We start from the raw sequence: 14,657 nt of genomic DNA, 5'->3' as shown, positions 1-14,657 counted from the left end.
CGGCTACAGTTCTTTAAGTTTCCCTCGGCAATCCGCAACAGACTTGTAGCCCTTGGCCTCGAGCGTTGCGGCCAACTCACGCTCCAGCCGCTCGAATACCGACAGACTCTCCTCCACCAACACGGTACCGATCTGCACCGCCGAGGCGCCGCACAACAGGTGCTCGAACACATCGCCCCCTTCAACGACTCCCCCGGTGCCGATGATCGGGATCGAGCCACCCAGCAGCTTCCAGAATGCCCGCACATTGGCGAGAGCTACCGGTTTGATCAGCGTGCCGCCCAATCCCCCGAATCCGCCTTTGGGCTTGATGACGGCGGTCTCACGTTGGCGGTCGACGACGAGACCGTTGCCCACCGAATTGATCAGGTTGAGATAGTCCACATTGGAGCGCCGAATAACCTCCGCCATGACGGCATGGTGCGCCGGATCAAAGTACGGAGGCAGCTTCACCCCCATTGGAACCGTGATGAGCGGACGCACCCGCTTGAGCAACCGCTCGGAATCGGCGGCGTCATAGCCGATCTGGGGCTTGCCCGGGATGTTGGGACAGGAGAGGTTGACTTCGATCAAATCCGGCTGCGCCCGATTGATTTCACGCGCAATGGTCAGAAAATCGTCTTCGCACAGTCCGGCGACGCTGGCGATAACCGGTTTACCCAACCGCTTGAGATCGGGGATCATCTCGGCGTAGGCCCGATAGCCGAGGTTGGGCAATCCCATGGAGTTGATCGAGCCACCGGGGAAACCGTAGTACCGTGGCTCCGGATTGCCGGCCCGCGCCTCGACCGTCATGGACTTCGTCACGATCGCACCCGCGTGCGACTTCCCGAGGGCGACCAGTTCGTCCTTCGTGACGCACAAGGCGCCCGAGGCATTCATCAGACAGCTGGGAAACTTAACGCCCGCAATCGTTGTGGAGAGATTCATTCGCTGATCCTTTCGCTCCCATTCCAGCGGTCCGTCCCACGAGGCGACCGTCCCGCATTTCCCAAAGATAATCGGCGGCCTGTGCGGCCGGTTCGCTGTGTGTGACGAGGACGACCGTGTGTCCAAATCGCCTGGGGAGACTCCGGAAGAGGTCCACGATCTCCGCGCCCTGACGCGAATCGAGATTTCCCGTCGGTTCATCGGCCAGGATGAGCCGAGGCCGATGGACGATGGCGCGCGCGATCGCCACCCGTTGCTGTTCGCCGCCGGACAGTTCCCCGGGACGATGCGTGCTGCGAGCAGCCATGTCGACGGCCGCCAGCACCTCCGTGACGCGATTGTGTACGGCAGCGCCCCGTTCCCCTTTCAGCAGGAGGGGAAGCGCGACATTCTCCACGACGGTCAGACCTGGAATCAGATGGAACGACTGAAAGACGATTCCGATGACTTCCCGCCGGAGCCTCGTCCATTCCGCCGCGCTTTCACGCGTGACCGCCCGCTCCTCGATCATCATCTCGCCCGACGTGGGGTGGTCCAATCCCCCGATCAGGTTCAGCAACGTGCTTTTCCCGCACCCGCTCGGGCCGACAAACGCGCAAAAGTCACCGGCTTGGATCTCGAGCGTTATATCCTGAAGCGCGTGAACGGTGGTACGGCCGAGCCGGTAGTCCTTTGAGATCCGGTCCAACCGCACCAGACTGGTCGTTGCCTGTTGCATCAGAAGGGCCGCAGATCAGGCAGAGCCGGGCTCCTGCTGTCTCCGCGGGCCTGTCCTATAACATAACCGATTTGGCAGCCACAACCTTGACAGATCACGGCATGTTTCTTAAGAATTTTGCGATGCTGCAGCAATTGGTTCGACAAACTATGCGGCTGCTCTTTCCCGTGACCTGTGATGCTTGCGGGGAGCCGTTGGGCGGGGATCCCGTCCCGTTTTTCTGCCACGACTGCTGGAGCCTGATCCGCCCCTTCGAGGGGCCTTCCTGCCCCAGATGCCATAAGCCCTTTGCCTCGGCCTCGTCATTGGTCATGAGTCCGACCCACGAATGCCGGCAGTGCCGGACGAGCCCGCCCGCCTATAGTCAGGCCTGGGCGCCCTACCCTTACTGCCCCCCCTTGCAGGAGGCGATCGCCCTTTTCAAATTTCGAGGAAAAGTGGGGCTGGCCGGCGCTCTGGGACGGCTCCTGATCGAGGCGCTGCCTCCCACCCTCGTCGGTGATCTGGTGATTCCCGTCCCGCTCCACCCCGACCGGCTGCGGAACAGGGAGTTCAATCAGTCACTGTTGTTGGCCGATCGCATCGCAACCCACCTGGCACTCCCACTCGACTATCGGAGCCTCGTGCGTATCAGGGACACGGCCCCGCAGACAACCCTGACTCGTACGGCCCGACTGCAGAATATGCGGAGCGCCTTTGCCGTCCCCAAACCTAGCCGGATTTCCGGTAAGCGCATCCTGCTCGTGGACGACGTATTGACGACCGGCACCACCGCAAACGCCTGCGCCAAAGTCCTGCTCAAGGCCGGAGCAGCCGATGTCACCCTGCTCGCTCTAGCGCGATCGGTGGACCAGGGGATGATCCCCGACATAAGACTTCCCCCCTCCGCTTTCAACCAACGATCTCTTGGAGACAACTAGCCATGCCTATTTATGAATACCGTTGCCGGCAATGCAAAAAGAAGATGAGCCGTCTGGTACTCAACCCCCGCTCGACCGATTCCATCACCTGCTGCCACTGCGGCAGCCCTGAGCTGGACCGCCTGTTCTCACGATTTGCCTCTCCAAAATCAGAGGAATCCAGGCTGGAAGCTCTCGCCGACCCGGGAAATCTGAGCGGCGTGGACGAGAACGATCCCCGGAGCATGGCGAAATTCATGAAGAAAATGGGCCAGGAGCTTGGGGAAGACCTTGGTGATGATTTGGACGCGGCGATGGAAGGCGAGGCATCCGGAGCATCCGATCTGGACGGCATTGACGCAGACTGACATGTATTGTCATGAATAATTCCTTGACTTCACCCCCGGTGTTTCCTACCATCGCAGGTGGGTGGGGAGTCTGAATCCGCCCAGAGACGGATGTATGGCTCAATTTCGCTTCCATGGTCACCGAACCCAAGAACGAGTTGCTGACGGTCGCGGAAACATGCCGCTACCTCAAGATTACGCCTCGGACCCTGTATCGCTACATTCAGGATCGTCGGTTACCTGGGTTCAAGCTCGGCAAGGAATGGCGGTTCGTCCGCTCGGATCTGGAACGATGGCTGCAGGAGCGCACCAGCGTGCAGCCACGGTCCTGATTGGAGGATCCCGATGATGTTCGCCGGCGAATACCTGTGCAAAGTCGACGAGAAGGGGCGATTCCTCATCCCCTCGCCGATCCGGGAGCAATTGGAGACCGACGGAAACCAGGTCATGTTCCTCAAGGGCGCCGAGCAGTCGCTCTGGATCTACTCCGCCAAGGAATGGGAAAAGGTACTCGAACGCACCAAGACCACCCTCGATGAAGATCAAAGCCGCCTCTTCATGCACTTCATCGTCTCTGAAGCCGGCACCTCCGACATCGACAAGGCGGGCCGAGTCTTGATTCCAGGCCGTCTGCGCAAACTCGTTCCCATGGATGAAGATCAGGAAATCATCCTCGTCGGCCTCTATCACCGGATGGAAATTTGGAACCCCGCCGAATGGCGCCGGTACATTTCCAAGACGGAAGACCGGTACGAGCAGAACATGGCCAAGATCCTCAATCTCCTCTAGTGTCAAAGGCTGGCCGTTGCGCCGCACATCCCGGTCCCGACAAGCTCCGGTTGCCTTTCGATCCGTCTCGTTTCGAGCGCCTTCTCCGTCGACGCCCCCTATTCCCGATTCCCAACTCCTTCGGCCCCTGCTTGGCCGTCGCAGGCCCGGGCATATGGAACTTCCGGTCGATCTCCAAGCCAGCGCGGGGCAAGACTACGTACGCCTGACCCTGCCGGTCCCCCCGAGCGTGAATCACCAATATGCGACCGTGAACGGCCGCCGGCTCCTGTCCGCCCGCGGCCGGACATTCAAAGATCTGGTTGGGCAACAAATTCTACTTGCGCTTGCCCAATCGGGCCATCGTGATACCCTGAGGCAAAGGCTGCAGGGGAGCCGTCTGGCCCTATCCGTTCGCTTCTTCTTCGCGTCGGCGTTGCGACGGGACGTGGACGGAGGGCTCAAGATCACCCAGGATGCGATCTGTGAACATCTGGGCGTCAACGACAACCGAGTGGTGGAATTGCACGTGTATAAGCACCAAGACCGAGACCACCCCCGTATGGAATTGCAGTTGTCCGTTCTATCGGCCGATACACCCAATGACCCTGGTCCAGATCAGCCGAAGTCACCCCCTGCCCGCTGCCGTTGAATATGCCGCCCCCACGGTCAGTCGGATGAGACCAGCAATACATCGGGCCTAGGCGCCAAATTTCACCGATAGAACCACCAGTGGCTACCCGCCGCATCACCATAGAGACCGTCCAGATCGGCATGCACGTCGTGAAACTCGACCTGCCCTGGTACCGCTCGCCCTTTCTCCGGCATTCGTTCCTGATCCGGACGGACAAACAAATCGAGAAATTGCGCCGGGCCGGCGTGAAAGTGCTGGACATCGATCCCAGCCGCGGCCTGGATGTGGCACCACCTTCACCGGCGGAGCAGCTCGAACTGGTGCCCATGCCGCTCCCGCCGCCCATGCCGAAAAAGGGCAGCGCCGGAGCGGTCCGTTCCCTGGCCACGTTGACCGAAGAATTAGAAACCGCGCGCGCAGCGCGGGTACAGTTGGAACGCTCGGTCCGATCAACCTTTTCGCGGATCGCGGAAACCGGCGTCGTGGATCCGGAAGAGGCCAAGCGCGCCACCCTGGATATCAGCGCGGTAGCCCAAACACTCGAAACCCACGCCCTGTTCATGGCCTTCAGTCAGGGACGCGAAAGCGACCCCTCGCTCAGCCAGCATGCCGTGGCCACGTGCAGTTTCGCGCTGATTCTCGGGCGCGCGGCGGACTTGGACTTACTGATCATGCAGGAACTGGCCACCGGCGCCCTGCTCCATGATCTCGGTTTGCTGCAGGTGCCCAAACGCATCCTCACCCGCATCAACGACACCTCGATCACGGTTGGCGAGCCGGAACGCCGCGCCTATGAATCCCATCCTCGAGCCGGCGCGATCACGCTCGAGCGCCAGGGGCAATTTCCACCCGCCGTCGAACAGATCCTGGCCGAACACCATGCCTACCTGGACGGCAGCGGATTTCCCTCCGAAACGCGCGGAAGCTTTACTTCGGAATTGACGCGCATCGTGATGATCACCGACCGCTATGATGAACTGCTCACCGGCTTCGGCGGAGCCTCCCCCCTAACGCCTCACCAGGCCCTGCAGCGCCTGTTTCAGGAAGGGCAGGACGGCAAATTGGACCATCGGTTGGTGTCTCTGTTTATCAAGGTCATGGGAATCTATCCCGTCTACACCGTGGTCGAACTCACCACCAAGGAACGGGCCGTCGTCACGGTCATCAATTCCCGCAAGCTGCATCAACCGATCGTCACGATCACCCACGACCCCAAGGGCGAGCCCTACATCGTTCCTCTGGTGATCGACTTGGGCAACCAGGATGAGCACGCGCCGAGTCGCTCGATCCGCACGATCCTCGACAGCATTCCCCACGCCTTCGCCCGCAACCACTGAGCGATTCTCGAGCCGTTCCCTCCGATCCCGCCGAGTGAATACGGGATCGAAGGCTCCGCCTGGAAGGCACGGCCCTCGGATTGCTCCTATTCGTATCGGAGGGCTTCGATGGGTTTCAGGCGAGCGGCCTTGTTGGCGGGATAGAGCCCGAAGAACAGCCCCACGGCGAGGGAAAAGCAGAATGCGGTGACAATCGAGTCCACGGAAATGATGGTCGGCCAGCCGGCCACAATCGTGGTCAGGCGGGCACCGAGGACGCCGAGGACCACGCCGATCACGCCGCCGACCAGGCTCAGCGTGACCGCCTCGATCAAGAACTGCATCAGAATGTGAATGCGTTTGGCGCCGACCGCCATGCGGACACCGATCTCCTTCGTGCGCTCGGTCACGGAGACCAACAGGATATTCATGATCCCGATGCCTCCGACGAGCAGCGAGACCGACGCGATGGCGAACAGCATCACCGTCAACGTCTCGCTCGTGCTCTCCTGCACTCGGCCGATGTCCACTTGAGTTCGGATCGTGAAGTCATCCGCCTGCTCCTCCTGCAGTCGATGCCGAGCCCGTAGCGCCTCGCGAATCTGTTCCACGGCTTCGGGCAAATCCGCGGTCCGTTCGGTGGAGGCGAACAGGGCTCCGACTGATCCCAGAAACTGACTGCCGAAGACCTTGCGCTCGGCGGTACTGAACGGAATGAAAATGATGTCGTCCTGGTCGGTGCCTTGGGCGGATTGACCTTTTGGCGCCAAGACGCCGATGATCTGAAAGGGCACGTTCTTGATCCGAATCGTGGCCCCGACCGGTTCTTCCCCAGGATCGAACAGATTCTCCAGGGTCGTCTGCCCGATCAAGGCCACTCGCGCGCCGCTCTCCGCATCGGCCAGGGTAAACGGGCCGCCGCCGCTGAATGACCAATCACGAATCGTAAAATAGCTCGCCGAGACGCCGTTGACCGGCCCGTTCCAATTGCGGTTGCCGTTGACGATCTGCATCACGTCGCGTTTGGCCCAGCCCGTATCCGTCAGCAGAGGAATACGCTTTTTGAGGTCGAGACCGTCGGCGGTCGTCAGGGTGACGGCGCCGCCCTGGCTGCCACGGACGCCGCTCACGGTCGTGGTACCCGGCATGATGATGATCACATTCGTCCCCATGCTCGCGACCTGCGCCTGGACCGCAGCCCGCGCCCCTTGCCCGATGCTCACCATGGCAATGACGGCCCCCACGCCGATGACGATGCCGAGCATGGTGAGGCCCGCCCGCAGTCGATTGCGACTGAGCACTCGAAATGCCGTCATCACGGTAAGAAACACGAAAGCCGACATGGCGTCTTACTCGGTGACGGTGAGCTGGCGGGGAACGCGTTTGATGTCCTGCACGATCTGTCCGTCCTTGATGACGATCTCTCTGGATGCATAGCCTGCAATATCCGGCTCGTGAGTCACCAGAATGATCGTAATGCCATCCTCGCGGTTCAACCGGTCGAGAATCCCCATGATCTCGCGGCTCGATTCGGTATCCAGATTGCCGGTGGGCTCGTCGGCGAAGAGAATCGCCGGAGCAGCCACCAGGGCTCTGGCGATCGCCACCCTCTGCTGCTGGCCGCCGGAGAGTTGCGTAGGGTAATGGTGCTCGCGCCCGGCCAATCCGACGCGCTCCAAGGCGGCAGCCGCCTGCTGCCGTTGTTCCTTGAGCGACAACCCTCGGTAGAAGAGCGGGAGTTGCGCGTTCTCCAACGCACTGGTACGTGGGATCAGGTTGAAGCTCTGAAAGACGAAGCCGATTTGCCGGTTGCGAATTTCCGCCAAGACGTCCGGCTTCGCAGCGCCGATGTCCAATCCATCCAGTTCGTACCGCCCGCGCGTGGGCTGGTCGAGACAACCCAGGATGTTCATCAGCGTGGATTTGCCTGATCCCGATGTGCCCATGATCGCCACGAACTCCCCGCGATCGATCGTGAGATTCACGCCTCGAAGCGCCTGGACCTCCACGTCGCCCACACGGTAGACCTTCCAGAGGTCTTCACAGCGGATCAATGAGCCCATCGTGCCTGTCGTCCCCCATGGAATGGCCGGATCACCTGGCTCCGCTCCATCGCCGGGTCAGGAACAAGCTAGATCCCTCGATCCCTGCGAGTCCCTCGCTGCTGCCCCGCGCCGAATCCTGGAGGAAGATCGCCGCCCTTTCGGTCACTTCTCGGCATGTCGATCCCCACGACGACTTGTTCGCCTTCCTTCACGGCCGTCGACACGATTTCCGTGAAGGCCCCGTCGGAAATGCCCATTGCCACGGGAATACGTTCCAGCTCGTCCTGATCGTTTCGTTTCCAGATCGCCGCCTCTCGGCCGCCCGGCTCGGCCCCACCGGTCTTCCGCCCGGCGACTTTACCCTCGCCGGTCGAATGGTTTGAATCAGCCGGCGCCGCCTCGACTCGAGCCGTCCTCGGGGGGATAAAGCGGAGCGCGGCATTGGGGACCTTCATCACATGATCTTTCTGGGCCACCACAATCGCTACGTTGGCCGTCATGCCGGGCTTCAAGCGAAAGTTGGGATTGTCGACCTCCACCACCACGTCATAGGTGACCACGTTTTGCACGTTGATCGGAGCATTGCGCACTTGCCGAACCCGCCCCTGAAAGACTTCGCCCGGGTAAGCATCTACCGTGAACGAAGCCGGCTTGCCGTCGGTAATCCCGCCGATATCCGCTTCGCTGACGTTCGTGTCGACTTGCATTTTGTTGACGTCTTCGGCGATGAGGAACAGCGTCGGGATGGCAAAGCTGGCCGAGATCCGTTGACCGACCTCCACCTGACGTGAAATGACTACGCCGTCGACCGGAGAACGGATCACCGTGTACTTGAGATCGAGTTCGGCCGACTGCAGCAGAGCTTCGGCCTGTTTAACCGCTGCCTCCGTCACCTTCAACTGCGCCGTGGCCCCTTCAAAAGCCGTCAGCGCGACATCCAGCTCGTTCTGCGAGACGAACTGCTGGCCGACCAGCGCCTTGGCCCGGTCCAATTCGCGCTTCCGTTGGGCGAGGTCGATGCGGGCCTTGTCCAACGCCGCTTTGGTATTGGCCAGACTGGCGGCAGCCTGATCACGTTTGGCCTGATAGGGAAAGGGATCGATCCGCGCAATGACTTGGTTGGCTTTGACCTTGGAGTTGAAATCGGCCTGCAGGCTTTCGATCATGCCCGAGACCTGGCTGCCGACTTGGACGGTCGTGATGGGATTGATCGTACCGGTCGCTGTCACCAACGAGACGATCGTGCCCTGCTCGACACCGGCTGTCCGGTAGCGGATCGGCGGCTTGCGTTCCCCGTTGAAGAACACGTAACCGGCAATCGCCAATCCGATCGCGATCACCCCGACAATGAGCCCGACACGACGCATGAACCACATCCTTCGTAATTGGTCCGTCATTGTAGCAAGAAGGGGGCGGCGAATCAGCAGGGATACACAGCGCAGGACCGAATCGCTCCGATATGCGACAAAGCGCTGAAAACACGAAGGCCGTTTGCCGGGTTCGGCAAACGGCCTTCGGAGGGCGTGAACACTCACGCCTACAGAACGTATCTTCTACGGTGTAACCGTGATGCGATCCTTGATCCCGTCGAATACATCCTTCGTCACGACGTTCTTGGCGACAAGCTCGCCCTTCACCTTATAGGGCCGGTTGTTGACGATCCGGTCGGCCACATCCTGCGCGATGCCGAGCGACAGCACCAAGTCGGCCGAGGACACCTTGTTGATGTTCAACAGAGAGGACAAGGGCGATGCCGGCGAGGGACTCGCCATCGGCGACGTCGCGGCCGGAGCCTTGGAGACGGGGGCATCCGCGCCGGGCGAGACACCCCCGAAGGAGGAGGGGCTCATCGACGACATCGGCCGCCGATCCTTCATTTCCTTCTGGTAGCGCGCCACCAGCGACTTCAGTTGCTCGTTGTGCCGGCGAGCTTCTTCGTATTCGGTTCGGATGCTGCGGTTCTGCGCGCTTAACTGCTTGATCTTGTCTTCCAGTTCCTTGGTGCGAACCTCGATCGTATCCCGTTCCTTGTCGCGGCCGTGTTCGATGCGCTGCAATTCGTCCCGGGCCGCCTGCATTTCCGACCCGAACTTCGCGTTGAGATCCTTGAGCGTCTTGACCTGCTGCTCCAACGCGTTCTTCTGCGAGCGCGCACGCTCCAACTCGCCCTTGGCGGCGTCGGCATCGGCAAGCGCTTCGTGATACTTCTTCTCCGCCACGCACCCACTGACAGCCACCGCGCTGACGAGCGCAAGCCCTGCCATCCACACTTGCCTCATGCGACCCTCCCCTGTTCGATCAAAACTGATCGGACTGCTTCCTTTACCTGTGTGTATGCCATCATCCAAACTTTGTCAACAGATTTGCGGATTGCGCCGAGGCCGATACGCACCTCCGCATCCGCGGGCGGATTTCGTCGAGCGTAATGAATCACACCTGTGCTTGACTGCGCTGGGACACTCTGGGAATATGCATTCACCGTTCGGCAATTTCACCCGTTGACCCACACCAACCCGATCACGATCTCATGACCAATTGGGGCCCTGAACTCGCCGTAATCCTCGGCATCATCGAAGGCTTGACCGAATTCCTCCCCGTCTCGTCCACCGGCCACTTGATTCTGGTGGGCCACGCCCTTGGGTTTACAGGGGACATCGCGTCGAACGTGGAGATCTCGATTCAGCTGGGAGCCATTCTCGCCATCATCGCCTATGAGCGGACCAAGCTCGCGGCGCTGATGTCCAACGCCTTGCGGGAGCAAAGCGCTTTTCGCGCGCTCATGCAGCAGCGGAAAGGTGCGCCGCTGGGCGCGGTACTCCGGAGCTCCATCACCCAGTACCCCAACCTCTGGTTTCTGTTCGGGCTCGGCCTGGCGTTTCTCCCCGCTGCGCTCGTGGGATTCGTCGCCCATAAATGGATCAAAGCCCATTTATTTTCGCCGGCTACGGTCGCCGCCTCGTTGATCATCGGCGGCATCATCATTCTGGTGGTGGAGGGTCGGCGTCAGCAGGTGCAGGCGAAGGAGTTGCTGGAGGTGACGCCGCGTTCCGCGCTATGGGTGGGTATCGCCCAATGCGCCTCGCTGATTCCAGGCATGTCGCGATCCGGATCGACGATCATCGGAGGGTTATTGGCCGGATTGGATCGACGAGTGGCTACGGAGTATTCGTTCTTCCTGGCGCTCCCGACCATGATCGTGGCGACCATCTATCAAATGTTGAAGTCCCAAGCGGTCTTCACTCAGCAGGACTACGTCGCGCTGGCCATCGGGCTGGTCGTGTCGTTCGCGGTGGCCTGGGCGGTCATCGCCGCCTTTCTCACCTTCGTCCAACGCCACACCTTGCGGGCCTTTGCCTACTACCGCGTGATCTTGGGCATCATCGTGCTGCTGGTAGTCAGATAGCGGGCCTCGAACCGGACTTGTGCATTCCAGCCCTCATGCCGCTCGTCGTTCGCAAAGCGTGGACCGTCTCTCGCTAAGCGAGAAACACGGCCTGTTCGCGCTTGACCGCGAACGAGGAACGACGCGGCACGAGAGACGCGGTTACGTCAGGCCGGGCGGTCTTCGGATGGAGCCGGCTCTGGATCCTTCTGCTTCTCAAACGCAAAGTGCAGGATGAGGAAGGCGACGCCGACGGTGATGGCCGAGTCCGCGATGTTGAACGCGGGCCAGTGGTAGCCGTTCACATAAAAGTCCAAGAAATCGATCACCTCTCCGTAACGCAGTCGATCCAGCAGATTGCCGATCGCCCCGCCCAGAATCCCGGCGACGCTGAGCTGCCCCATCCACTCATCGGCCGGCATCCGCACCAGAATCGTGCCGAGCAGACCCAGCGCGAACACGGACGTGATCCCGAAAAAGATGAAACGGAAGGAACTGCTGCTGGAGGAGAGAAACCCAAAGGCGGCGCCGGGGTTTCGGATGTAGGTGATGCTGAAGAGGTTGGGAACGACCGGAATCGACTCATGCAACCGCATCGTGTCCATCACGTGGAGCTTGGTCCACTGATCCAGAACGATGATGACGAAACTCAGCGCCCCCAGCAGGACGTACCGAAGGGTTCCGTTCACCGGACAGCCTCAACGCATCGATCGCACAAGGTCGGATGGTCCGGGAACGAGCCCACGGCGGGGCGATAATTCCAGCAACGCTCGCACTTGGGATGGGCGCTGCGCACGACCGTGACGTCGATGTCCTCCGGCCATGATTGGCCCTCACTCGCCGAACGATCCTGCGCCAACTCAACCTGAGACACGATGCATAGGTTCGGGAGGATGTCCTCGTACGGCTTCAAGAAAGCGTAGGCCTCCGCGGTCGCATGGACGGTCACGCTGGCCTCCAGCGGAGCGCCGATCGTCTTATCGCGCCGCAATTTTTCCAGCGCCCCCTGTATCTTCACTCGATACCCGAGCAGCCGCTCCCATCGTTTCGCCAACTCGGCATCCATCCAGCGAGGCTCGACCTCCGGAAACATCGCCATCAGCACGCTGGGAGCCTGAGCCTCCGTGCGCACGGCTTCTGGCAACATCCGCCAGATTTCCTCTGCCGTAAAGCTCAACACCGGCGCCATCAGCCTGGTCAGCGCCACCAAAATGTCGAACAGCACCGTCTGGGAGCTCCGGCGCAACGGCGAATCGTGTCGGAACGTATAAAGCCGATCCTTGAGGATGTCCAAGTAGACGGCACTCAAGTCGACCGAGCAGAAATTGTTGATCGCATGGAAGATGCTGTGAAACTCGAAGTCGTCGTAGCCCTGCTTCACACGTGGAATCAGCTCGGCCAGCCGCATGAGCGCCCACCGGTCGAGTTCAGGCAGCCGCTCGAACGGGACACGATCACGGACCGGATCGAAATCGTACAGATTGCTCAGCAAGAACCGGCAGGTATTCCGGATCTTGCGATAGGCCTCGATCAGATGGTTCAAAATCTCTTGGGAAATCCGAAGATCTTCCCGGTAATCCTGCGCCGACACCCAGAGGCGGAGGATCTCCGCGCCCGACTGTTTGATCACATCCTGCGGCGCCACCACATTCCCCGCGGACTTCGACATCTTTTTCCCGGCACCGTCGACCACAAATCCATGGGTAAGGACAGCCTTGTAGGGAGCGCAGCGGTCGGTGATGACACCGGCAAGCAACGCGCTGTGGAACCAGCCGCGATGCTGATCCGATCCTTCCAAATACAGATCCGCCGGCCACCACTGCCTAGGTTTAAGCACCGCCGCGAAACTGACGCCTGATTCGAACCAAACATCGAGAATGTCCCGTTCCTTCTCGAACTCGTTCCCGCCACATTGTCCGCAGGTCGTCCCGTTCGGAAGCAGGTCGGCCGCGGTCTTGGCAAACCAATGGTCGGTCCCGTGCTGCCCGATCAGGTCCGCCACATGGTCGATCACCCGGGGTGAGGCCAACACGCCACGGCACTTCGTGCAGGTAAAGCCCGGGATCGGCACACCCCACACTCGCTGGCGCGACAAACACCAATCTGGCCGATTGGAAATCATGCCCTCGATCCGGTCACGCCCCCAGGGCGGCACCCACTGCACGCGTCCGATCTCGGCCAGGGTTTCCCGCCGGAGATCGTTCGTCTCCATCGAAACGAACCATTGCTCCGTGGCGCGGAAGATCACCGGCTGCTTACAACGCCAGCAATGGGGATAGCTGTGATTCAACGATCCATGACCGAGCAATCGGCCGTTCTCTTTGAGTCGCTCCACGATCTTCGGATTGGCCTTGAAGACATGCTGCCCTGCGAACTCCGTCACGGCCGGGGTAAACCGGCCGCCGTTGTCCACCGGCGCCAGAATCTCGAGCCGTTCCCCGACCGACGCCTTGGCGTTGTGCCCGAGGACGAGGATATAGTCCTCCATGCCGTGCCCGGGAGCGATGTGGACGCAGCCGGTTCCCTGCTCCAGCGTCACGAAGTCGCCCAACAGAATCGGAGACAGGCCGGTCGTCAACGGCCGTTGCGTTTCCAAACCTTCGAAACCCTCGCCGCCCTTCTTCACCCCGACGATCCGATGCGACGGCAGGCTGCAGGCCTTGGCCACCTGGTCGACGAGTTTCTCAGCCATGATCAGCAGTTCGTCGCCGACGAGTACGAACGCATAGTCAATGTCGGCATGCAGACAGACCGCCTGGTTCGCAGGAAGCGTCCAAGGCGTGGTGGTCCAGATAACGACGGCAGCGGATTTGGCTTCGGGCGGCAAGACCAGCCCACCGAACCGTTTGCTCAGAACGGCCGGAGACGCCGCCAGGGGAAACTTCACATAGATGGAAGGCGACGTGTGGTCATCGTACTCAACTTCGGCTTCGGCCAGGGCGGTCTGGTCCTGAGTGCACCAGAGCACCGGCTTCAATCCTTTGTAGACCCCGCCCCGCTCCACGAACTTGCCGAACTCACGCAAGATGGTCGCTTCGTACGCAGCGTTCAGGGTCAGGTAGGGCCGGTCCCAATCGCCCAGTACCCCCAAACGTTTGAATTCGTCGCGCTGAATCGATACGAACTTCTCGGCATACTCCTTACACAATCTTCGGATGGCGAGCGGGTCGAGATCCTTTTTCTTCTCCCCAAGTTCCTTCAGGACCTGATGTTCGATCGGCAGGCCGTGACAGTCCCATCCCGGCACATAAGGCACCTGGAAGCCGGACATGGTCTTCGACTTCACGATCATGTCCTTGAGAATCTTGTTCAGCGCATGGCCGATATGGATCTTGCCGTTCGCGTAGGGAGGTCCGTCGTGCAAGACGTAGCGTGGCCGCCCCTGGCGCGACTCCTGAAGGCGCTCGTAGATCCGCTCCTGCGCCCACCAGGCCAACATGTCCGGTTCCCGCTGCGGCAAATTCGCCTTCATCGGGAATTCGGTCTTGGGAAGGTTCAATGTCGATTTATAGTCCATAGAAATGCGTCACCGTCGGGGTAAGAAGGAAATCGCGCAAACCTGGCGTGGAATATACCGGAAGGAGGGGTAACGGCACCAGCCCCAGATTATGGCGGGCT

The 14,657-nt window shown here is 60.7% G+C and carries 15 protein-coding genes; 7 read left to right on the top strand and 8 right to left on the bottom strand.

Annotated features, from left to right (window positions below):
• Nucleotides 1-3: 3 nt before the first annotated feature.
• Complete coding sequence (locus tag KF814_16775) at nucleotides 4-930, bottom strand: dihydroorotate oxidase (GenBank protein MBX3237802.1); 927 nt, start codon at nucleotides 928-930, stop codon at nucleotides 4-6.
• Nucleotides 899-1,648: an ABC transporter ATP-binding protein gene (locus KF814_16770; protein MBX3237801.1), complete on the bottom strand. Its 750-nt coding sequence runs from the start codon at nucleotides 1,646-1,648 to the stop codon at nucleotides 899-901. The genes KF814_16775 and KF814_16770 overlap by 32 nt, the downstream gene beginning before the upstream one ends.
• 101 nt (nucleotides 1,649-1,749) lie before the next feature.
• Here KF814_16770 and KF814_16765 point away from each other — a divergent pair, with 101 nt between their 5' ends.
• The 6 genes from KF814_16765 (at nucleotide 1,750) to KF814_16740 (ending at nucleotide 5,633) form a co-directional block, all read left to right on the top strand.
• Nucleotides 1,750-2,568: a ComF family protein gene (locus KF814_16765; GenBank protein ID MBX3237800.1), complete on the top strand. Its 819-nt coding sequence runs from the start codon at nucleotides 1,750-1,752 to the stop codon at nucleotides 2,566-2,568.
• Nucleotides 2,569-2,570: 2 nt separating this feature from the next.
• A complete protein-coding gene (locus KF814_16760) occupies nucleotides 2,571-2,915 on the top strand; it encodes a zinc ribbon domain-containing protein (GenBank protein ID MBX3237799.1) in 345 nt (114 codons plus the stop codon).
• A 113-nt stretch (nucleotides 2,916-3,028) separates the two neighbouring features.
• Nucleotides 3,029-3,226, top strand: a complete 198-nt coding sequence (locus KF814_16755) for a helix-turn-helix domain-containing protein (GenBank protein MBX3237798.1) — start codon at nucleotides 3,029-3,031, stop codon at nucleotides 3,224-3,226.
• A 13-nt stretch (nucleotides 3,227-3,239) separates the two neighbouring features.
• Nucleotides 3,240-3,683: a hypothetical protein gene (locus tag KF814_16750; protein MBX3237797.1), complete on the top strand. Its 444-nt coding sequence runs from the start codon at nucleotides 3,240-3,242 to the stop codon at nucleotides 3,681-3,683.
• A gap of 154 nt (nucleotides 3,684-3,837) precedes the next feature.
• Nucleotides 3,838-4,314, top strand: coding sequence for a RusA family crossover junction endodeoxyribonuclease (locus KF814_16745; protein ID MBX3237796.1), 477 nt, complete (start codon nucleotides 3,838-3,840; stop codon nucleotides 4,312-4,314).
• 80 nt (nucleotides 4,315-4,394) lie between these two features.
• Nucleotides 4,395-5,633 carry a DUF3391 domain-containing protein gene (locus tag KF814_16740; protein ID MBX3237795.1) on the top strand — a complete coding sequence of 413 codons (1,239 nt, stop codon included), beginning with the start codon at nucleotides 4,395-4,397 and terminating at the stop codon, nucleotides 5,631-5,633.
• An 86-nt stretch (nucleotides 5,634-5,719) separates the two neighbouring features.
• Here the strand turns inward: KF814_16740 and KF814_16735 are convergent, their stop codons facing one another.
• The 4 genes from KF814_16735 to KF814_16720 all read right to left on the bottom strand — a co-directional run bounded on the left by KF814_16735 (nucleotide 5,720) and on the right by KF814_16720 (nucleotide 9,936).
• Complete coding sequence (locus tag KF814_16735; protein ID MBX3237794.1) at nucleotides 5,720-6,955, bottom strand: ABC transporter permease; 1,236 nt, start codon at nucleotides 6,953-6,955, stop codon at nucleotides 5,720-5,722.
• A gap of 6 nt (nucleotides 6,956-6,961) precedes the next feature.
• Nucleotides 6,962-7,675 carry an ABC transporter ATP-binding protein gene (locus KF814_16730; GenBank protein MBX3237793.1) on the bottom strand — a complete coding sequence of 238 codons (714 nt, stop codon included), beginning with the start codon at nucleotides 7,673-7,675 and terminating at the stop codon, nucleotides 6,962-6,964.
• Nucleotides 7,676-7,743: 68 nt separating this feature from the next.
• On the bottom strand, nucleotides 7,744-9,024 hold the full coding sequence (locus KF814_16725) for an efflux RND transporter periplasmic adaptor subunit (GenBank protein MBX3237792.1): 1,281 nt from the start codon (nucleotides 9,022-9,024) through the stop codon (nucleotides 7,744-7,746).
• A 186-nt stretch (nucleotides 9,025-9,210) separates the two neighbouring features.
• A complete protein-coding gene (locus tag KF814_16720) occupies nucleotides 9,211-9,936 on the bottom strand; it encodes a hypothetical protein (GenBank protein MBX3237791.1) in 726 nt (241 codons plus the stop codon).
• Nucleotides 9,937-10,184: 248 nt separating this feature from the next.
• Here KF814_16720 and KF814_16715 point away from each other — a divergent pair, with 248 nt between their 5' ends.
• Nucleotides 10,185-11,060, top strand: a complete 876-nt coding sequence (locus KF814_16715) for an undecaprenyl-diphosphate phosphatase (GenBank protein MBX3237790.1) — start codon at nucleotides 10,185-10,187, stop codon at nucleotides 11,058-11,060.
• Between the two features lie 146 nt (nucleotides 11,061-11,206).
• Here KF814_16715 and lspA read toward each other — a convergent pair whose 3' ends face one another.
• Entirely contained in the window at nucleotides 11,207-11,728 is a 522-nt protein-coding gene (gene lspA / locus KF814_16710) for a signal peptidase II (GenBank protein MBX3237789.1), read from the bottom strand.
• Nucleotides 11,725-14,556: an isoleucine--tRNA ligase gene (gene ileS / locus KF814_16705; protein ID MBX3237788.1), complete on the bottom strand. Its 2,832-nt coding sequence runs from the start codon at nucleotides 14,554-14,556 to the stop codon at nucleotides 11,725-11,727. Before ileS ends, lspA begins: the two co-directional genes overlap by 4 nt.
• Between the last annotated feature and the right edge of the window lie 101 nt (nucleotides 14,557-14,657).

The organism is Nitrospiraceae bacterium (assembly GCA_019637075.1).
Classification (GTDB): Bacteria; Nitrospirota; Nitrospiria; order Nitrospirales; family Nitrospiraceae; genus JAHBWI01.
The sequence above is the reverse complement of the archived record's forward strand: the minus strand, read 5'-3'. Positions and strand labels throughout refer to the sequence as shown.